Below are 19,141 nucleotides of genomic sequence, written 5' to 3'. Positions count from 1 at the left end.
CAGCTTCAAGGGGGATTTCGATGAACGGGCGCATTATCACCTTCTTTGCAGCGGTTATTGTCATGCTAATGACAGTTCCCGTGCAGGCCAAGGACATCAGGTTCAGTTTCAAGAACGCCTCAGCCGTTGTCTTCAGCCACGACACACACCTTGCAAAGAACAAAGACTGCAAGACCTGCCACAGCGCAATTTTCAATCTTTCCAAGAAGCGTTCCTATTCCATGGCTGAAATGGAAAAGGGCCTTTCCTGCGGTGCCTGCCACAACGGCAAAAAGGCCTTCAGTGTTGCCACTGAAAAAGATTGCAGCAAGTGTCACCGCGGCACCCCCAGCGCTATTACCTATCGCATCCCCGCTGGTAACGCCATGTTCAGCCACGACTCCCACGTTAACGGTAAGGGGCTTGGCTGTAAGAGCTGCCACAAAGGTGGTCCAATCCGCCGGGGTGTCAGCATGGCCGAAATGGAAAAAGGCAAATCCTGTGGTGCCTGTCACAATGGGAAAACAGCCTTTACTGCCGCAGCAAACTGCGGTTCCTGCCACCGTGGCCTGGCTACCAAGACCCTTAAGTACAAGTCAAAGCCGGTTAACGACGCCGTATTCAGCCATGACTTCCACGTTCAGGCCTACAAGTGCGGCGACTGCCACACCAAGAAGTATGACTATCGCCAGGGATCCCGCAAGGCCACCATGGCCGATATGGCAAAAGGCAAGTCATGCGGTAGCTGTCACGATGGCAAGACCGCCTTTGCCTCAACCGGTGATTGTAACAAGTGTCACGTTGGCTACAAGCCAGCTAACCTGACCTTTAAAAACAGCCGTGGCACCGTGGTTGGTTACTTCAGCCATGATTTCCACACTGCAGCCTACAAATGCTCTGATTGCCACACCAAGACCTTCCCCTATGGTGGCGGTAAGCGGATGACCATGGCCGATATGGGCAAAGGGAAATCCTGTGGCGCCTGCCATGATGGCAAGACCGCCTTCGCGGTTTCTGGAAGCTGCGCCAAGTGCCATAAGAAGTCCTAAGCTTCGTCAAGACAAGCTGTAAAGCAAAAGGCGCTGCCCGTTATGGGTAGCGCCTTTTGTGTAACTATCAACTTTGCTTAGTCAAACTGTCGCCAAGCCAGTAACCTGCTACTCACTTATCCCCGACCGCCTGTCCACCACAAAACTACTGCCATGGTTAGCTTTAGCCAGTTTCTTCAGCTCAGCCGCGACCTCAGCTACCCTGGCAGCGTGGCTGATACTGGGAGAGTCCATCGGCACAATGGCAATGGAAATCCCTAAAATTGGCATCTGATCTTTTTCACCCTTGCGGTTTAAGGCATGATAATAACCCCGCTGTTTGGTATCTTCATCAAACAGGGTTTGCACGATTTGATCAAAATGACTGATAACCGTGGAGCAGACCTGCTCTGACCGCTCACGCGGGACGATAAAAACAAAATCATCACCCCCCACATGCCCACAAAAACCACCGCCTGACTCGCGCACGGCATTGGACATGATTCTGGCCAACATCCTGATCACTTCGTCCCCGTGGGAAAAGCCAAATACATCATTGTACGGTTTAAAGTGATTAATATCGACGTAGCAGACTGCCAAAGGCAACCCCAATGAATCCTCAATAGCCCGGTGGATTGAGGTATTACCCGGCAGCCGGGTCAAGGGGTTATTGTCGAAGATACGCTTGATACGTGAAAGAGAAAGAGTGATTCTACTGACCAGTTCCGTAAAATTCAATGGAGTTACCACAAAATCATCAAGGGGAAAGTCATCCCAGGATTCCTGCTCCGTACCTGGCGGGAAAAGGCCGATAATCGGGATGGGGCTAAAGAAACTGTCGCTACGAACCATGCAGAGCATGTCGTGGCACCCGACGCAGGGGGAGGAAAAATCAACAATGATCAGATCAGGTGGGTCAGAGTAAAAGGCCCCCAAGGCAGCAGCGGTCTTTTCCACCACCATGACCTGATAGCCTTTACTCTGCAAACGCAACTGGAGTAGCGAAGAAAGTTTTTCCTGGCTTGATATGAGGGCGATCCTAGGCAACTGCGGCACTGGCCAGCTCAAGACTGAAATTCTTTACTTCCACCAGCTTATCCTCCAGTTCCACCACGATTTCCTGCAGTAAAGACTCATCCAGCTTTAACAGATCCCAGGCAAGCTGCTGAATCGGCGGTACATAGGAGTCGCCACTATCACCAAAACCACTGGCCTTGATCAGCACATCAGCCAGGTGGACCACCGAAGTTTTGATCCGATGATCCTCGGAACCAGCAACATTATGATGGTAGGCAATCGGCTCAGAGAGTTTATCCGGTAGAAACCAGCTTTTAGAAAGCCACCCGCCTACCTCTGCATGATCGGTATCCAGCACTGCCCTTTCAGCATCGCTGATGTAAAGCTCATCCAGCTTGATTCTGCTACGGATTTCAGGCATCTGCTCAGCGCATTTAAGGCCGATAATTACCTTGCCGATATCATGTAGCAAACCAGCAGTGGTAATCTCCTCCACCTCAGGCAAAGCCAGCTTGCGTGCGATAATTCCAGCTGCAGTGGCGGTGCCGAGGGAGTGCTCCCACAAACCGACACTATTCTTCTCCATAATCTCAAAAATTGACGATGACAGAGCCAGGGACTTGACCACATTAACACCCAGCAAAATCATGGCATTTGATATGGTGGAGACCCGATAGAATCCATAGGAAGGTGAGTTGGCCAGCCGCAAGATCCGGGCTGAGAGCACCTGGTCGGCAGAGACAATCCGCGCCATCTCCTGAACCGACGATTTGTCATCATTGGAAAGGGAATTGAGCTTATTAATGACACCAGGCAGCGTTGGTAGCGTCTTGGTGTCCATGATGATCTTCTTAAGATCACTCCTCCGTTCGTCCACCGTCATCTCCCATTGCCGCAGTAAAATGAGTACGATACACCTCAAGCAGGGTAGTATTGTAACGATTATCCATGGTCTTTGAGAACCGCTTTTCCAGATCAGCAAGCTGCTCCGTCAGGCCACGATCACCTTCCTGCCAGACCGGATGTCCCTCCACATACAGTGACTGCACCCCCATCTGTTGCAGGCGGCTGATAAGTGAATCTGACAGCTCAGTCCCCTTGCCGCAAATTGGCATACCGGTTGGACTGTCATTTTTAAAGATGTCCCGGGCCAGCACCATTTCGGCTGCTGCCAGGTTAAGCGGTATCTTCTGCATAATCGTTACCAGACTCCCTTTACGATCTGTACAGTAAAGTAGGCACAATACTAGGAAATGTGCAGATGAATGTCAAACGCCATATTAGTAACAAGCTCTATTTTTGTGGCCTGCCCCGCCCCAAAAGCACCACTCCGGTCATCGTATTCATTATAACCTTACGTCCGACATGTCCTCCCAGGTCAGAGGCCGCCACCGTTATCCGCCACTCCTCAAGTTGCGTCATGGCTAATTCAATATTCCGGGCGCCTATCGGGCAAGCAGCACTACTGGTGGCCAGCAGGTTGGCACCACCAAAAACCTTTGCCACCAAATGTTGCTTACGGGCACCAATGGCAAGCACATGTTCCAATAAACGCTCCATGGCTATGTTGCCATATTTGGGTGTTGCCAATCCCTCACCGTTCCAGAGTGGCAGCATAAAGTGATTCATACCCCCGCCGCCATGCACCTGATCCCATAAACAAACAGCCACACAGGAACCCAATACGGTGGTAATTTCACATTCATCGGCATCAACATGGGTTGCACCGGGAAACAGGAAATGTTTACGTATGTTCGTTCCAGCAGGTTCGGCCATCTTATTTCTCGTCCATCTGGTCAAACAGGAACAGATTCCCCCCTTCAGCAAAGGTAATCCCGTCAGCTTCGTAAGAGGCTTTTGGAAGCATGACCGTAAAGAGTGACCCAACACCAGGAGTACTACTAACCTGTATCTCTCCCTGTAACAGATCTATCAGCGACCTAACCACACTTAACCCTAATCCATGCCCCAGGTGGGCCCGGGTGGGACCACTATCCAACTGTACAAAACGGTCAAAGATACGTTTTAAATCCGCCTCAGCAATACCGATCCCCTGATCCTGTACCTGTATCATCAGACCACCTTTAACCTGATCAAGTACGACAAACACTTCGCTGCCAGGCCTGCTGAATTCAATGGCATTGGCCACCAAATTTGCAACAACAACCTGAAGCTTCTGGGCATCAGTAGGAAAGTAGAGCGGATTCTCCGACACAGCTCCGGCCAGTGACAAACGAACTGAAACCTGCTTATCAGCGGCATGTGCACTGAAGTTTTCCAGCACCCCCCGCACAACAGAGGTGACGTCAACATGTTCTATGCTTGGCATCGCCTCGCCAGCCTCAAGTTCTGCAGCGACAAATATATTACGCAACTGAAAGTCCAGATGAAATGCCTCTGAAAAAATCATGGTAACCAGTTCACTCACGTCCGGTTTTTTCACAATACTGGCCAACTGAGAAGCCAAGCCGATGATGGCATTAAGGGGATTGTTGATTTCATTACGAATATTGGAGAGAAAATTACTTTTCAGCGCCTCTGACTCTTCCAGTTTACGGTTCATCTCAACAAGTTTACGATTAACCACTGACAGGTCATTCAGAGACTTACGACTTTGATCCAGCCTGAATTTCAGCTCCTCAACCAACTGCTCATCAGTTAAGTTCTGCATGATTTCTCCCTATTCGCAAAGTCAAGCATCGCACTCTCGACTATAGCACCCTTTCAACCGATAACAACTACAGCAGAAACAGTATACCCGTCATCGCTGCAGGTAACGTACGACCAGACGACGTTCGATCACAAAGCGGACCCCGAGCGGAATCAACACCGCCAGAAAGATCAGACCACAACCATACCATTCACGGGGCGCCAACCGTTCTCCCAACACAACAAAGCCGGCCAGCAGACTCCAGACCGGATCAAGCGTATAGATCAGACCGGCCTGGGTTGGGGTGACATAACGCTGATACCTGTTTTGCAAAGTAAAACAAACCACCGTAGGGAAAATGGCACAGTAGATGATTGTGCCAAGGGAGGTAAGCCCCAGAGAGAATGAAGGAGTCGGGACCAGCAAAACGGTAACTGCGCCCATTAATGCCACAACACAAAATTGCACCAGCGAAACCAGCCAGACATCTTCATCCTTCAACACCTTTGAAACAGTAATGATATGGATTGCGATAAAAAAGGCGCAGAGGGTAGAAATCATATCTCCACGATTGAACCCCTCACCGCCACCGCTTGCCAGCAGAGCGATTCCCAGTGAGGCAAGTCCGATTCCGGCGATATTGATCCGCCCGATCCGGTCCTTCCAGACCGTACGGGCAATCAGCGGAATAAACAGTACAAACAGATTATTGATCACGCCAGCACGGGAGATGCTGGTCCCCTGCACCCCCACCACAAAGGTCAGGTTGGTCACGCCCAAGGCCAGTCCAACAATAGTTCCCCGCCTAACCGTCTGCCGGTCCAGTCGCGCAAGTCGCGGCAGGCAGAGCAGGCCCATCAAAACCGCTGCCAACGAAAAACGCAGCAGCACAAAAAAGGGAGGCGGAACCTCCCTGACACCAATCTTGGTAAAGAGAAAACTACCTCCCCAGAAAAATGTGGTTAAGATCAGATAAAACAGCACCTTACCTGATGATGGAGAGCTTACCGCAGATACGCCATTACTCACTCAAACCACCTGTCGCCTGCTTTTGTTCAAGCCGCCACTGTTCAGTAATATCATTCATGCTCACGATCATACCGGTAAACTTTTTACTAATATCCTGCATCCAGCGCAAAGAAACCCGGTAACGGTGTTCTCCACCATCAACGGTAAGTGTGGCAAAAAAGTTTCTCTCATGCTCATCTGCAGCAAGAAATTCCCCTACTTCATGTCCAAACCAGGGGAACGGCGCATCAGCAGCCCTGCCCGAATAGTAGTAACTTCCAGCTCTGCCTTTGCTGAGCAACAGCTTTGAAGCGGCCTGATTCATTTGATTTACCCGCAAACGGTCATTTAACAGAAAAACCGGAATGGGCAGACTTTCAAAGATGGTCAAAAACTGATTCTTTTCATTGGTAATCCTGCGATTTGCCTCCTGCAACTCATGGGCAGCCGTATTCGTGAAGTTACTACGACTCCATTCGGCACAGAAAGCGATCTCAATACGATCAAATACCCGTTCAATAAAACGGATGTACTTCCTGATGATCGTTGACTCGAGCTCCTGATCTGCCAGCAAATCCAGATAACTCTGACGGTAATACTTCATAAGCCCTAGAAACATCTCCAGGGTAATGCCTCGTGTACGGTGTTTCTGAGCCTCCAACACACCAAAAGCAGCAACGGGATCATGCACAAAATCATCGTCCGGCCCCAGCTCCCAAGGTTCAGCTGACAACTCTAATGCTGCACAGATTGAATCGGTAAGCCCCACAATAGATACTCGCCACGCCTCCTCAAGCGTTGAAGTATAGCGGGTATAGTCACGCTCAATGGCATAATCACGAACCCGACGCATTAGCCATCCTTCATGGTCCCTTAACAGCAACGCTAATGGATGCATTGTACGTCTCCTCTAAGCAGACAGCTTTCTGTAAGAATAGCAGGGAACAAGTCGTTGGCAAGCGAGATCAGACCTCAATCATCAGATTAGGAATGTCTTGGACTGACAAGCACAGCTGGCGTTACCCCATTGACATTAAAGAATTTCTCCACAGCTTTCCAAAAACCGGGCACGCCAAGCAGATCATTATGATCTGCAGAAAGGGGAACCAACTGCCCATGAACAGCTGCGGCCGCAACCTTTTGGCCATGGGGAAAAGGCATAACCGAATCATGTTGTCCATGGAGCACAAGCGTTGGTCCACTATATTTCTTAACCAATTCTGCATTATCAAACGTGTCATGCAGCAAAAAGGAAGGAAGCAGTCGTTTATGGGCAAAGGGCCGCAATGAAGCCGGAGGTGCTGCCACGACCAGGGCACGCACCGGTCGCTGGACTGCCAGGGCAATCGCCGGACCAGAGCCCAGCGAAACACCAAAGGACACGACCCGCTTTGGATCAACCTCTGGACGCTGAACCACCATATCAAAGGCAGCCAGCGCAGTCTCAGCCAAACTGCGCTGATACGGTCGGCCTGAGGATCGGCCATAACCGGGATATTCCACCAGCAGAATCCCACAGCCAAGTTGATGGAGTTGATCAAGCTCAGGACTCAAATCATCTACCAGCTCACCGTTGCCATGAAAAAAAATGACCACGGGTTGACGCCCGGCAGCCTTTGCTGCAACAAAGCGCCCCTCCACTTTTCCAAAACTGGTGATAACCCAGAATGGTTCAGCACCTGCAGCAACACCAGAAGGAATAGTTGGTGGCACCAGATTGCGCCCTGGATAAATCAGATACCGCTGAAATGTTGCCAGCAACAGGGCATAGATAGCGTAGGCAACTATAATGAGCACAGCTAAACGAGCAAAGGTAGGCATAGCGATTAACCCAACCGGTAATGCTTGCGTACAGGCTTCTCAACCTCCCACTGGCAGCTCATACCAGCAGGAAAGACAACCAGATCGCCTGCAGACAACTCAACCGGGGCACCGTCTTCCGGGGTCACCACCACCTTCCCCTCAAGCAGATAGCAGGCCTCACGCTGCTCATAGCTCCAGGGAAAATCAGACACCTCGCAGTTCCAAATCGGCCAGTCAAAGACCCCCAGTGCTTCAAGTCGTTCTTTGGACGGATTTTGTTCAACCATAATAGGCAACATCACCTGCCTCCTTCTTCATTGCGGTTATGTTCAGGCCAGTGCAAGGCCAGCCAGATCGTGTTCTGCCCAGGAAGCGTCCACTCCACTCGATGACGGCAATGGGCTGGCAATAGCATCCACTGGCCAGGCAACAGTCGATGCGGCTCCAGTTCGCCTTCAATCATCAACAATGCCTCTCCCTTCACCAGCAGCACCCATTCATGCCAGGCTTGATCATACCACTCACCCGCTGCAGTGGCCTGTCCCTGTGTAATAATCCTCTCAACCCGTACCCCGCCACTAGCAGAGAGTGTCTCAAACAATTCGCCTCCTGATGCATCAGGAATACCGGCCAACAGATCGCCAACGTTCACCATACTCCACATCCTTTGCCTATCAAGACAGTAAACAGATGACTTGTCATTGAATTATTCAGGAATAACGCTACAATGTTTTAGTATAGTGTTTTTCACTCAGAGCATCAAAGGAGTTTCACCGTATGGCTACAGACCGTGATCTTATCGACAGCCTTGAAGCGCTTGAGTCAGATCGATTTCAACAACTTATGGCCGATAATCGTTTTAAGGACAATCCCCTTTTGCCTGAGTTCCAGCAACTGCATGAGTTGTATCGCACCCTGGCCCAACGCTCGGAACGAATGATCAAAGAGAAAGCGTATCTGCAGACCCAGCTGGCAAACATGAACCGCTCTCTGGATCTTGCAACTCGAATTGACCCGATGACCGGACTTGCCAACCGTCGAGCGATCATGGAAATGATCGAACAGGAATTCAGCAGAGCAAGCAGGCACCAGCGTTTTGCCTCAATCATCATGGCTGACCTTGATTACTTTAAAAAAGTTAACGACACCCATGGATTCAACACGGGTGATGATGTACTGGTGGAAGTTTCCAGGGTACTGCGCGGCTGTCTGCGCAATGAAGATATCTGTTCCCGCTGGGGAGGTGAAGAATTCCTGGTGCTGTTGCCTGAGACCCAGCTTGATGGCGCCCTGGCCGTTGCCAACAAGATCCGTGAATCAGTAGCCATGACTGAATTCAAGGTCAATCGTCCCGGCATTCAGCTTACCATCAGCCTGGGGGTATGTGAGTACAAGCCAGAGCAAAATATTTTCGAGGCGATCTCACGGGCAGACCAAGCCTTGTTCCAGGCAAAACTGGGGGGCAGAAATCGGGCCATTGTTGCTGCCTGATTACAAGCTGCAGACATGATCAACGTTCTGAAGCCCTGCTCTACTCTCTGAGCAGGGCTTCAGTTATTTCAGCTGACTATTCCTGAGATTCGCTTACGCATCCCTCACCCAGACCGATACAGAGCCCCCCTTGCAACGAAATTCACCCCAGCCATGCTCATTGGTGGTTACGACCTCAGTTTGATGACCGGTGATATCATGGTAGACTGTGTCTGGCTGCCCCACCTCCATCCATTTGAAGCCATCACCACCGTTACTCATCAATACCGCCATGCCGCCGGGGTGTTCATCATCTCCCAGCCTGGTCCAACCGATCACCGCAGGATGGTCAAAATAATCGTACTGTGGCCCGTAGGCATACCTTTTACGGGCATCCAGAAAACAATCCAGTAAAAAGCGATGGGACGGCATCACACAATGATACCGGTTGCCATCCTTGCCTTTGTCATCATATTCTGCACCATAATAGTCAGCATAAAACAGACAAGGATATCCTTCGCTGCGCAATAGGATCAAAGCATAGGCCAGTGGCTTGAACCAAGGTTCCACCACCGATTCCAAGGCCTGAAGCGGCTGGGAGTCATGATTTTCAACAAAGGTGACAGCATGGGTCGGGCGGGCCTGCATCACACTGCCATCAAGGATCCGGCGCAGGTCATACTCGCCACCGGCCAGACCTGCCCGGTGAAAGTTGTAATGCAACGGCACATCAAATACCGCCATCCTTCCGCCCACATCATCGATATACCAAAGCAGGGTTGAGAGGCTGTTAACCCAGTATTCTCCCACCACAAACAGATCTTTACCGGCATGTTTTTCCAGTGCATCAAGCCATTCCGGAAAGAACCAGGCGGCAATATGCTTGATCGCGTCCAGCCTGAAACCATCCACGCCGGTGTTGTCCAGATACCAGCGGCCCCAACGAGCCAGTTCCTCACGTACTTCAGGATGCTGACAGTCCAGGTCACACCCCATCAGATAGGCAAAATTGCCAAACTCCTGCGAGACCTCATCATCAAAGCTCTTGCCTTCCAGCAGATAGACCGTGTCCCACTCACCGGGATTTGAATGATCATAATCAACGGCATCAAAATGCTGCCAGTGCCATTGGAATGATGAATGTACGCCAGCCCGTCCGGGAAAACTGAACCCGGTATAGGCCAGTATCTCCCGCAAGTCGCCTTTGGGATGCAGTCGATCACCCCGCCGATAGGGGGTAGCCCGACAGGACTCGGCCTGATCAGCCCCCATACGATGATTCAGTACCGTATCTGCATAGACTTGGACACCTGCCTTACGGAGTTGTTGCACAGCCTGCAGATACTGTTCTTTGGTGCCGTATTTGGTAGGTACCGACCCTTTCTGGTCAAACTCACCCAGGTCGTACATATCATACACACCATAGCCGACATCAGCAGCGCCACCGATCCCCTTGTAGGCTGGCGGCAGCCAGAGGGCGGTAATCCCTGCTTGTGCCAACTCTTCTGATGTATCCGCCAATTGCGTCCAGAGGCTACCGTCAGCAGGAATGTACCAGTGGAAATACTGCATCATGACACCGTTCAGATCTGACATAGGATTCTCCCAACTGCTGAGGTTATGCAACGAACATCCTCCTGTTGCTATACCACAGATCCCGGCACCTGCAATCAGCCCTACCAAAACAGTACGGGGATGCCCATTTGGTGAGCATCCCCGTTTGCTTACAACGCTGATTTCTGTACCTATTCCCTGCCCGGAGGTGGCGGTGCATAGCCACCATTATCCCACAGCCGGTTGTTATTTCTGGGGTACGGGTGACCACAGCTGACAATCCGCATTTTACAGAGTGTTCTGCGCCATTCGTACTTGATGTACATATTTTCCACAGAGCGGCGCTCAGGTTCAAAGGCTACGATCTGGGATGGTGAGTACTCGCTTCTGCCATAACCGGTACCGGCAGACCGGTCCATCGCCTCAGATTTTGCTGACGGAGCTGCAGCAGATCTTTTACGCTCAGATGCTGCTGAAGGAGCCGGTGCTTCTGCTGCCGGTGCAGGTGCTGAGCCGGAAAGCTGGTTGCGATACTGTACTGGTGGTTCATAACGCTGCACTTCAGGATAGACCGCCACCGCAATTACCCCCATGGCACTCTGGTCACCAAAGGATGCGGCATAGGAATCCGGCACCTCGGTAAAGTAAAAACGGTTAATCCGGTCCTGTCCGCTACGCCAGCCAGCATATTCATAACGCTCATACGGTTCAAGGATGTACATACGCTCACTGTTTTTGAGCCATGACTTCTGGCCTGAGACAATATTGCGGCCATCAACCGCAATCACCACCCCTACCCGACGGTTCAATTTATTGCGGACCACAATCTTATAATGATCCCCCTTGATCGCCTCGGCATACACCTTTTTTGATGGATAGCGTGCAGAGACCGGATAAAACGGCAGTTCTGAACCTGATTCTGACAGGACCCTGACTTCGACACTGTCGCCGATGCTGCCAGCCCATACCTGAGCTGCGCTGATCATGATGCCCAAAATAACTGTTACGATAGTTTTCATGACTTCCTCCCGTTGTGGGTGATTGGCTTTTGGATTAAGCCTTTGCACTGTTAGACAGGAGGAGTGGGGGAAAAGTTCCCCAAAAAATCATTTATTTTTTAAACCTACCAGATTATCAACAATTCCGTCACTTTATCACCTGCATTATCCACGACAGGGCGTTCTGTTATCCGCCCCAACCGTGCAAGCTGATCCACCAGATCTGGCAGACGGTCCGCCTGCATCCGTACCTTGGCACTGCCAGTACGGCTCTCCAGAATCGTCCCACCCAGACGCTTCACAATAATTTCAAGAGCATCTGAAACCGTGGCGCGGTCCTCAACCACCAGACGTAGACGCTGGGTTTGCATGCCTGTTACACCAAGACCACTGTTGCTGCTTTCTGCCTTACGTTTAGTAGCCATGACATGATCTGCCATGGGTGACGGACTACCGGCACGTTGTTCACGACCGGCAGCTGAAGGGGCAGGTACGGACTCGGAAGCTGACTTGGACCGTTCCATTTGCTCGATATGTTCTGGCACTTTCTGTGATGGCGGTGCAAAGGCCGGAGCAGCTTGTGCCCTCTGAGCCTCCGGCCTTAGCGGAGCAGCAGATGGTGGGGATTCCGCCTTTGGGGCTACCGTTACGGAAGGAGGAGTAACCGGAACAGTTACACGGGGGGCCTGGGCATCAGACACCCTGTCAGCCTCTCTGGCAGGGGCAGCAGCAGGTGCCTCGGCTGCCGGTGGAACCGAAGGCCGCTGTTGAGAACGATTCACATCCTGCATGACATACCAGGTCGTGGCACAGATCATCACCAGAGCCAAGGCTTCAAGAGGCAGCTTGATCTGCAGCGGCCGGAACAGACGGGCAAACCAGCTCCTGCGGGATTCCTGCTCTTCCTTAACTCGTGCCATAATGCGGGTTGCCAGCCAGGGAGGTGGCTCCAGCTCAGGCGTACTGCGCACCGCAGCCACCACTGCATGAAATTGTGACAGTTCGCTGCGGCAGGCCGGGCATTCAGCCAGATGCTGTTCAAGCAGTGTCTGGTCTGTTTTTGACAGATCGCCTCCAGCCATGGCTGGAAGCATACTGCGTATCTCTTGATGACTCTTCATGGTTGTGCCATACCTTTGGTTACACAGTCCCTGACCGACTCACGGGCCCGAAACAGACGGGACTTCACGGTTCCCTCCCGCAATCCCAGCGCCTGCCCCACTTCGTCATAGGGCATCTCCCGCATATCACGTAACACCAGCACTTCTCGAAACCCCTGATCCAGAGCCTTGATACAACGTTCCAGTAGCTCTCTCAACTGAGAGCGTTCCAATTGTTCCATAGCAGACGGCTGATCAGAAGCGACCTGCAGCGGCCTCCCCTGCCCCGTTTCATCAGAAGAGTCAAGCGACTCCTCACGGCCCTGCTTCTGCCGGTTCTGCTGCCAACGGGTCCGGGCCTGATTAACGGCAATGCTGGTTAACCAGGTGGAAAGTTTGGCTTCTCCACGGAACTCTTTGATCTTACGCCAGGCAGCCAGAAAGGTTTCCTGAACAATATCTGCTGCATCAGCCTCATTACTGCTGATCCTGAAAGCGACATTATACAGGCCACGCTGATAGCGCAGCACCAGCTGTTCAAAGGCAGCGGTATCACCTTTGCGGCAGGCAGCCAGTAGGCCTAACTCATCGGCAGTGTCCAGCACAGATGCACTCACAGGATATGACATCTCCCCTTGTAAAAAAGTTCCCTACAAAAAAGCCCCGCAACATTCTGTTACGGGGCTTTAGTTCACATGCTTGGGAAAACAGCCTGTTACTTCAGCACAAAGGCAACCCGCGCATCAGCCATAAAGCCGTTATTCTGGTTGGCGCTGAAGATCTGCAGGGCAACATCACCTGAAACCTGCAGGTCAGAAGGGCTGACCGTACCGGAGGCTGCCACCACCAGAGGATTATTGACGCCGCGCTTGCGCAGGGCAGCACGGGCCTTGTCAACACTGTTGGTGTACTCGCCGCAGCCTTGCTCAACCAGCACCTTCTGGCTGATCTTGGCCGGGTCATACAGCACCTCACCCTTGGGGTTAAAGATCCGGTTAATAAGGGCCGGACGGAAGGTGTAGGCGGTGGCATCAATGATCAGACCATCATAGGGCCGGGCAACCGGAGGCGGTGTAAACTGTTCAGTAGGAGGTACATAGGCAGGCTGCTCAATCTGCTGCTTGATCTTTGGCTCGGTCAGGATCTTCTCATACATCATGGCGCCAAAGCTGCGTGGGCCGTTCATCCCCACCTTCAAAATAACCAGAGCGGTCTCTTCTTCTGCGTTCCAATCCTTAACCACCGGCTGGAAGCCTTTGATAAAGGCATTGACTGATGACTTGATCACATCTGACTCAAGTTCTGCATCCCGCACGGTGGTTTGACCGGTAATGGAGACACCTTTCAGCAGCTCTGCCAAGGCACGCTGGGCAGATACCTCTGCAGCCCGGAGGGCAGTCAACCGCTTTTGACCACCGGTGGTCCCTTTTTTGGGAACGCCTTCCCCTACCACCAGAATGGCATCCTGCTTGAACGCCTGTTCAACGGTAACGGTTACGGTAACCTTTTCTTTTTTGATGTACTCACGGGCGATCTTGTAATGCCTCAGATCCACCTCATCTGCCTGGGCCAGTCCTGCACATCCCATCAGGGCTACTGCTGCCAGTATGATACTTTTTTTCATTGAACCTTCCTCCTTGTCTCAGATTAGTGCCATGTAAAGGCGGTAAACTTAATAGATGTTGATTTTTTGTTGCAACATACGAATGGCAAGGATCGCCTCAGCTCCATCCACCGGTTCATTGAAGCGGAACTCACCAGACAGCTCACCTTCCATAATCCCGCGACTGGTCATGTTCATGACGGCATTATAGTAAGGAGAGGTGGTCTTGACATCCGGGAAAGGAGACCGTTCCTGACCGAAGTAGGCAGTGGCAATCTTTTCGTCACCGGTCAGCTTGATCAGGACATCTTCCAGAATAAACGCCATTTCCCCCCGCTGTACCTTGTCTTCAGGTTTAAAGAGATAGGCCTTGGTGGTCTGGTCAAATTTAGGCTCAAGACCGCGCACTTTCCACTTCATAATAACATCAACCTCTTCCCGGAATTGATGCGAAAGCAGATCGGCAGGCACAAACTCTGCTTTCATGGCAGCCAGCTGCGATTTAACAGGAATCCGGCCAGCAAACAGCTTATCAATCATCATCTCATCAACCAGCAGGGCTGCCAGATCACCCCGTGACACTGTGTCTTTTACCGCAATCTTTTTGCCCACATCGCCTACCGTGATGCCGCCCATGGCACGTACAATTTTGGAAGTCTTCTTCCAGGCCTTGTCAGCTGGTTCATTCCACTTGCCCATTTTGCGGCTGTCCAGAGTTTCACGGAACTTGTCCTCAGCCTTGCGAAACTGATAGCCTTCAAGATAGGCCAGTCCCATGAAGTAAGCAGCAGCCTCTTTGCCCTGATAGTAGTCAAGACGTCGTTCATCAACCCTCTCCAGCGACTGGGCAGCACGGTAGGCGGATTCTGCACGATCCAACCAGTCTTTCCCTTTTATTGCAGGGGCAACCCGTAAAACAGCCAGCTGGTATTCAAAACGGTCATTATCGGTTTCAACCAGTTTTTTTGCTTTCTCCAGATACTCTTCTGCGCGAGCTATTTCAATGCCGCGATACCCGGCATCAGCCATTCCTTTTGCTTTTAAGGCAGCAACAATCGCCTTACCACCGTAGGCAGCTGAAAAATTCTCTTCACAGTAGAGCGCACGATCAAATTTATCCTGAGCCAGATCAATCTTGCCAGACTCAAGCGCCTCCATGCCACGCAGGTAATGATGAGCAGGATTATCCTCCGGTGCAGTGCAGCGGGCGACCTGCTTGGCACATCCTCCTGCCAGTACAGCCACAATCAGCAACAAAAACAACCAGATCCGATTCATAGACAACCTCCGAGTTGACCAATAATTTTCAGCTACGGACGAAACACCGTGTTTATCAGAATACCATCATTTAGCTGAAAGTAAACTCCCCATCCAAAAAATCGATTATCCAATCTTTTTACCGGCAGCAAGCAATGCTCCGCCGACCAGGCCGGCATCATCCCCCAACGCTGCCTGACAGACGAGCACCTGCTCCGCTATCTGAGAAAAAGCTCGTTGCTGAATCGTTTTACGCAACATTGGCGCAAACAGATCAAAGCCACCTGAAACCCCACCACCAATAATAACACCTTCAATATTCAAGACATTTAGCAGCCCGGCTAGCGCTGTTCCCAACCAGTAACCGATTGCATCAAAGGCAGCACATGCAACCGGTTCTCCAGCCTGGGCCAACAGAGCCAGCTCTTTAGGTGTGCGTCCGCCACCGTACCGGGAAAGGGCAGCTGCCGAGACATACTGTTCCAGACAACCCCGATTACCACAGGGACAGGGAAGCCCTTCCGGCTCAACGGTCAGGTGGCCAAATTCCGCTGCAAAACCACCAGCACCGGTCCACAGTTTCCCATCAAGGACCAGTCCGCTACCCAGGCCGGTGCCTATGGTTATCACAGCCACAGATTGCATCCCCTGGCCGGCACCTGCCCAGACCTCGCCCAGCGCAATCAGGTTTGCATCGTTTGCAGAAACCACCGGTATCTGAAAACGGTTTGAAAACAGTCTGGACAGATTCATCCCCTCAAGCGGACGCAAATTAACTGACGAATGAATGGTGCCATCATTCCCGATCAGGCCAGGTATGCCAAGCCCCACACCCTGCACCTGCAGACCGTAAGCAGCCGCATCTTCCGTAAGCTTGACAACTTCTTCTGTCAGACGTTCCAGAAAAGAGTCAGCTCCGTTTGAGATAGCACTCTTCAGACGAAAACGGGAAAGGATCTCGCCATTTGCTCGTACCAGCGCCCCCCGAAGGTTTGTTCCGCCGATATCAATTCCAATATAGCCAGGCACATGGTTTAGCACGGACATCTCCTGATCACTGTTAATAACCAAAGACAGATTGATTGTCTACAATACGGTACTCCATCCGGCATCTTCAACCCTTACCATGCATAAATAGAATATTTTTTTATTCGAGATTGATAGCTCTTGACAGCCCCAGACAAGGGGCATATATGTCTTTAGTCATAATAAACACAAACTAGTGTAATCAGGACCAAATCAACCATTTTTTTACTGTAACTAAATTTACGTGGAGGAACGTCGACCATGGCAAAGATCAAGGATGCTCTTGAGTATCATTCAATGGGTCGTAAAGGCAAAATTGAGGTTATCTCAACAAAACCGTGCCAAACCGCAGCAGACCTGTCGCTGGCCTATTCACCCGGTGTGGCAGAGCCCTGCCTGGCTATTGAGAAGAACCCGGATGATGCCTACAAGTACACAGCCAAAGGAAATCTGGTGGCCGTTGTCTCAAACGGCACGGCGGTGTTGGGCCTGGGCAACCTGGGCGCCCTTGCCGGCAAACCGGTTATGGAAGGCAAAGGAGTTCTTTTCAAGCGTTTTGCCGATATTGATGTCTTTGACATCGAACTTGATACTGAAAATCCTGACGAGATCATCAAGGCCTGCCAACTGTTGGAACCGACTTTTGGTGGCATCAACCTGGAAGATATCAAGGCACCTGAGTGTTTTTACATCGAGGAAGAATTAAAAAAGACCATGAAGATTCCGGTCTTTCACGATGACCAGCATGGTACTGCCATCATCTCATCAGCCGCTCTGATCAACGCCCTTGAACTGGTTGGCAAGAAGATTGAGGATATCAGAATCGTGGTCAACGGTGCCGGCGCCTCAGCCAACTCCTGTGCCAAGCTGGCGATTGCCCTGGGGGTCAAACCCAACAACATGATCATGTGCGACACCAAGGGGGTCATCTACAAAGGCCGCACCATCGGCATGAACCCTTACAAAGAACTCTTTGCCGCTGACACCTCTTTCCGTACCCTTGAAGAAGCCGCCAAAGGCGCTGACGTGCTGTTTGGCCTTTCCGCCAAAGGTGCCTTTACTGCTGATATGGTACGCAGCATGGCCCCCAACCCGATCATCTTTGCCATGGCCAACCCTGACCCGGAGATCACCCCTGATGAGGCCCGGGCTGCCAGAGGCGATGTGATTATTGCCACCGGGCGCTCAGACTATCCCAACCAGGTCAACAACGTGCTGGGTTTCCCCTTCATCTTCCGCGGCGCTCTGGATGTACGGGCCAGCTGTATCAATGAAGATATGAAACTGGCAGCGGTTAAAGCTTTAGCGAGCCTGGCCCGTGAAGAAGTTCCTGATTCAGTCAGTAAGGCCTATGGCAATGTCAAATTCTCGTTCGGCAGGGAGTATATCATCCCTAAACCGTTTGACCCAAGGGTGCTGCTGCACGTTGCTCCGGCAATTGCCCAGGCAGCCATGGACAGCGGCGTTGCCCGTCAGCCGATCGAGGATATGGAAAAATATATTGAACACCTCGAGTCAACCCAGGGCAAATCAAAAGAGATCATGCGTTACATCATCAATAAGGCCAAGACTGACCCGAAACGGGTGGCCTTCCCTGAGGGTGACAACGAAAAAATGCTGCGGGCAGCCCAAATCCTGGTGGATGAAGGGATTGCCAAGCCGATCCTGATCGGTAACAGCATCAAAATCCGTGATAAAATAGATGAGCTGGGACTTAACCTGGACGACGTGCAAATTGTGGATACTGAAAATTCAAAATATACAGAGCCGTATGCACAAGAGCTGTACCGCCTGCGCCAGCGCAAGGGGATCACGGAAAGCGAAGCACGTCGGATCATGCGCCGCAAATCCCGCAACCATTTCGGTGCTATGATGGTCAGGATGGGTGATGCAGATGCCATGCTGTCCGGTATTGATGCCCACTACCCGGAGACCATTCGTCCGGCGCTGGAAGTCGTTGGAAAGCAGCCAAACCTGACTTCAGTCCATGGCATGTACATGATGGTCTTCAAAAAGGGTGTCTACTTCATGGCCGACACCACTGTTGAAATTGACCCGACAGCTGAGGAACTGGCCGAGACCGCTATATTAGCTGCCCAGAACGTGAAAGTGTTCGACATTGACCCACGGGTTGCCATGCTTTCCTTCTCTAACTTCGGCTCAGTACGTCATCCACTTTCTGACAAGGTGCGCCGTGCAGTGCAGATTGTGAAGGAGCGGGAGCCGGACCTGATCATTGATGGTGAGATGCAGGCCGATACGGCAGTGGTACAGGAACTGCTGGATCACTTCTCGTTTTCAAAACTGCAGCAAACGGCCAATGTGTTGATTTTTCCTGATCTTAACTCTGGCAACATCGCCTATAAACTGTTGGCCCGTCTTGGCGGTGCCGAGGCGATCGGACCGATCCTGATGGGGATGCAGAAGCCTGTACATGTCCTCCAGCGTGGTGATGATGTCAGTGACATTGTCAACATGGCAGCGATTGCAGTCGTCGATGCACAGGGACGGCACAACAGCTAAATTTATTCACTACCCGTATGGCAGCATAAGACTGCCATACGGGTAGCCTTTTCCCACCACGATTTCCCATTTCCTTTCAAACAATCTTTTGACATTCAGCAATGTGTATCGTACGTTTAGCACTC

Annotated in this window: 20 protein-coding genes; 3 read left to right on the top strand and 17 right to left on the bottom strand. The window is 51.5% G+C overall.

The features are described 5' to 3' along the window. The first annotated feature begins 20 nt into the window (after positions 1-20). Entirely contained in the window at positions 21-1,028 is a 1,008-nt protein-coding gene (locus B5D39_RS13835) for a cytochrome c3 family protein (RefSeq protein ID WP_078791045.1), read from the top strand. Positions 1,029-1,136: 108 nt separating this feature from the next. Here the strand turns inward: B5D39_RS13835 and B5D39_RS13830 are convergent, their stop codons facing one another. The 10 genes from B5D39_RS13830 to B5D39_RS13785 form a co-directional block, all read right to left on the bottom strand. After that, complete coding sequence (locus B5D39_RS13830) at positions 1,137-2,063, bottom strand: diguanylate cyclase (protein ID WP_078791044.1); 927 nt, start codon at positions 2,061-2,063, stop codon at positions 1,137-1,139. Next, a complete protein-coding gene (locus B5D39_RS13825; protein ID WP_078791063.1) occupies positions 2,047-2,901 on the bottom strand; it encodes an HDOD domain-containing protein in 855 nt (284 codons plus the stop codon). Before B5D39_RS13825 ends, B5D39_RS13830 begins: the two co-directional genes overlap by 17 nt. After that, a complete protein-coding gene (locus B5D39_RS13820; protein WP_078791043.1) occupies positions 2,882-3,220 on the bottom strand; it encodes a hypothetical protein in 339 nt (112 codons plus the stop codon). The genes B5D39_RS13825 and B5D39_RS13820 overlap by 20 nt, the downstream gene beginning before the upstream one ends. 97 nt (positions 3,221-3,317) lie before the next feature. Continuing rightward, positions 3,318-3,800 carry a chemotaxis protein CheD gene (locus tag B5D39_RS13815; RefSeq protein WP_078791042.1) on the bottom strand — a complete coding sequence of 161 codons (483 nt, stop codon included), beginning with the start codon at positions 3,798-3,800 and terminating at the stop codon, positions 3,318-3,320. Between the two features lies 1 nt (position 3,801). Beyond that, positions 3,802-4,695, bottom strand: a complete 894-nt coding sequence (locus B5D39_RS13810) for a sensor histidine kinase (RefSeq protein ID WP_078791041.1) — start codon at positions 4,693-4,695, stop codon at positions 3,802-3,804. Positions 4,696-4,785: 90 nt separating this feature from the next. Further along, complete coding sequence (locus B5D39_RS13805; RefSeq protein WP_078791040.1) at positions 4,786-5,703, bottom strand: DMT family transporter; 918 nt, start codon at positions 5,701-5,703, stop codon at positions 4,786-4,788. Then, on the bottom strand, positions 5,696-6,580 hold the full coding sequence (locus B5D39_RS13800) for a PAS domain-containing protein (protein WP_139366777.1): 885 nt from the start codon (positions 6,578-6,580) through the stop codon (positions 5,696-5,698). Before B5D39_RS13800 ends, B5D39_RS13805 begins: the two co-directional genes overlap by 8 nt. A gap of 86 nt (positions 6,581-6,666) precedes the next feature. Beyond that, positions 6,667-7,503 (bottom strand): alpha/beta hydrolase, encoded by an 837-nt coding sequence (locus tag B5D39_RS13795; RefSeq protein WP_078791038.1) that lies wholly within the window; start codon positions 7,501-7,503, stop codon positions 6,667-6,669. A 5-nt stretch (positions 7,504-7,508) separates the two neighbouring features. Then, the gene (locus tag B5D39_RS13790; RefSeq protein WP_078791037.1) at positions 7,509-7,784 is read right to left on the bottom strand and encodes a cupin domain-containing protein; all 276 of its coding nucleotides are present in this window, start codon (positions 7,782-7,784) and stop codon (positions 7,509-7,511) included. Next, positions 7,784-8,140, bottom strand: a complete 357-nt coding sequence (locus tag B5D39_RS13785; RefSeq protein WP_078791036.1) for a cupin domain-containing protein — start codon at positions 8,138-8,140, stop codon at positions 7,784-7,786. The genes B5D39_RS13790 and B5D39_RS13785 overlap by 1 nt, the downstream gene beginning before the upstream one ends. A 122-nt stretch (positions 8,141-8,262) precedes the next feature. Here B5D39_RS13785 and B5D39_RS13780 point away from each other — a divergent pair, with 122 nt between their 5' ends. Next, positions 8,263-8,976, top strand: a complete 714-nt coding sequence (locus B5D39_RS13780) for a diguanylate cyclase (RefSeq protein WP_078791035.1) — start codon at positions 8,263-8,265, stop codon at positions 8,974-8,976. 93 nt (positions 8,977-9,069) lie between these two features. Here B5D39_RS13780 and B5D39_RS13775 read toward each other — a convergent pair whose 3' ends face one another. The 7 genes from B5D39_RS13775 to B5D39_RS13745 all read right to left on the bottom strand — a co-directional run bounded on the left by B5D39_RS13775 (position 9,070) and on the right by B5D39_RS13745 (position 16,508). Further along, on the bottom strand, positions 9,070-10,551 hold the full coding sequence (locus tag B5D39_RS13775; RefSeq protein WP_078791034.1) for an alpha-amylase: 1,482 nt from the start codon (positions 10,549-10,551) through the stop codon (positions 9,070-9,072). 149 nt (positions 10,552-10,700) lie between these two features. Next, the gene (locus B5D39_RS13770; RefSeq protein WP_078791033.1) at positions 10,701-11,528 is read right to left on the bottom strand and encodes a hypothetical protein; all 828 of its coding nucleotides are present in this window, start codon (positions 11,526-11,528) and stop codon (positions 10,701-10,703) included. Between the two features lie 104 nt (positions 11,529-11,632). Then, positions 11,633-12,628, bottom strand: coding sequence for a DUF2275 domain-containing protein (locus B5D39_RS13765; protein WP_078791062.1), 996 nt, complete (start codon positions 12,626-12,628; stop codon positions 11,633-11,635). Further along, positions 12,625-13,224, bottom strand: a complete 600-nt coding sequence (locus B5D39_RS13760; RefSeq protein ID WP_161947511.1) for an RNA polymerase sigma factor — start codon at positions 13,222-13,224, stop codon at positions 12,625-12,627. The genes B5D39_RS13765 and B5D39_RS13760 overlap by 4 nt, the downstream gene beginning before the upstream one ends. Before the next feature lie 98 nt (positions 13,225-13,322). Beyond that, the gene (locus tag B5D39_RS13755; RefSeq protein ID WP_078791031.1) at positions 13,323-14,231 is read right to left on the bottom strand and encodes a hypothetical protein; all 909 of its coding nucleotides are present in this window, start codon (positions 14,229-14,231) and stop codon (positions 13,323-13,325) included. A 48-nt stretch (positions 14,232-14,279) separates the two neighbouring features. Then, positions 14,280-15,488 carry an S-layer homology domain-containing protein gene (locus B5D39_RS13750; protein WP_078791030.1) on the bottom strand — a complete coding sequence of 403 codons (1,209 nt, stop codon included), beginning with the start codon at positions 15,486-15,488 and terminating at the stop codon, positions 14,280-14,282. A gap of 105 nt (positions 15,489-15,593) precedes the next feature. Beyond that, positions 15,594-16,508 carry an ROK family protein gene (locus B5D39_RS13745; RefSeq protein WP_078791029.1) on the bottom strand — a complete coding sequence of 305 codons (915 nt, stop codon included), beginning with the start codon at positions 16,506-16,508 and terminating at the stop codon, positions 15,594-15,596. Positions 16,509-16,754: 246 nt separating this feature from the next. On the opposite strand from B5D39_RS13745, the gene B5D39_RS13740 reads away from it, so the two are divergent. Beyond that, positions 16,755-19,016, top strand: coding sequence for an NADP-dependent malic enzyme (locus B5D39_RS13740; protein WP_078791028.1), 2,262 nt, complete (start codon positions 16,755-16,757; stop codon positions 19,014-19,016). Positions 19,017-19,141 lie beyond the last annotated feature (125 nt).

This window comes from Trichlorobacter thiogenes (assembly GCF_900167465.1).
Classification (GTDB): Bacteria; Desulfobacterota; Desulfuromonadia; order Geobacterales; family Pseudopelobacteraceae; genus Trichlorobacter; species Trichlorobacter thiogenes.
Note: the sequence above shows the minus strand (reverse complement) of the source record. Positions and strands in the feature narration are given on the sequence as shown.

What these genes read in the sequence shown, in the direction of transcription:
- B5D39_RS13765 (WP_078791062.1), bottom strand. Translation starts at nt 12,628, where the DNA reads ATGAAGAGTCATCAAGAGATACGCAGTATGCTTCCAGCCATGGCTGGA.
- B5D39_RS13810 (WP_078791041.1), bottom strand. Translation starts at nt 4,695, where the DNA reads ATGCAGAACTTAACTGATGAGCAGTTGGTTGAGGAGCTGAAATTCAGG.
- B5D39_RS13785 (WP_078791036.1), bottom strand. Translation starts at nt 8,140, where the DNA reads ATGGTGAACGTTGGCGATCTGTTGGCCGGTATTCCTGATGCATCAGGA.
- B5D39_RS13775 (WP_078791034.1), bottom strand. Translation starts at nt 10,551, where the DNA reads ATGTCAGATCTGAACGGTGTCATGATGCAGTATTTCCACTGGTACATT.
- B5D39_RS13770 (WP_078791033.1), bottom strand. Translation starts at nt 11,528, where the DNA reads ATGAAAACTATCGTAACAGTTATTTTGGGCATCATGATCAGCGCAGCT.
- B5D39_RS13740 (WP_078791028.1), top strand. Translation starts at nt 16,755, where the DNA reads ATGGCAAAGATCAAGGATGCTCTTGAGTATCATTCAATGGGTCGTAAA.
- B5D39_RS13820 (WP_078791043.1), bottom strand. Translation starts at nt 3,220, where the DNA reads ATGCAGAAGATACCGCTTAACCTGGCAGCAGCCGAAATGGTGCTGGCC.
- B5D39_RS13835 (WP_078791045.1), top strand. Translation starts at nt 21, where the DNA reads ATGAACGGGCGCATTATCACCTTCTTTGCAGCGGTTATTGTCATGCTA.
- B5D39_RS13755 (WP_078791031.1), bottom strand. Translation starts at nt 14,231, where the DNA reads ATGAAAAAAAGTATCATACTGGCAGCAGTAGCCCTGATGGGATGTGCA.
- B5D39_RS13780 (WP_078791035.1), top strand. Translation starts at nt 8,263, where the DNA reads ATGGCTACAGACCGTGATCTTATCGACAGCCTTGAAGCGCTTGAGTCA.
- B5D39_RS13750 (WP_078791030.1), bottom strand. Translation starts at nt 15,488, where the DNA reads ATGAATCGGATCTGGTTGTTTTTGTTGCTGATTGTGGCTGTACTGGCA.
- B5D39_RS13815 (WP_078791042.1), bottom strand. Translation starts at nt 3,800, where the DNA reads ATGGCCGAACCTGCTGGAACGAACATACGTAAACATTTCCTGTTTCCC.
- B5D39_RS13800 (WP_139366777.1), bottom strand. Translation starts at nt 6,580, where the DNA reads ATGCATCCATTAGCGTTGCTGTTAAGGGACCATGAAGGATGGCTAATG.
- B5D39_RS13795 (WP_078791038.1), bottom strand. Translation starts at nt 7,503, where the DNA reads ATGCCTACCTTTGCTCGTTTAGCTGTGCTCATTATAGTTGCCTACGCT.
- B5D39_RS13790 (WP_078791037.1), bottom strand. Translation starts at nt 7,784, where the DNA reads ATGTTGCCTATTATGGTTGAACAAAATCCGTCCAAAGAACGACTTGAA.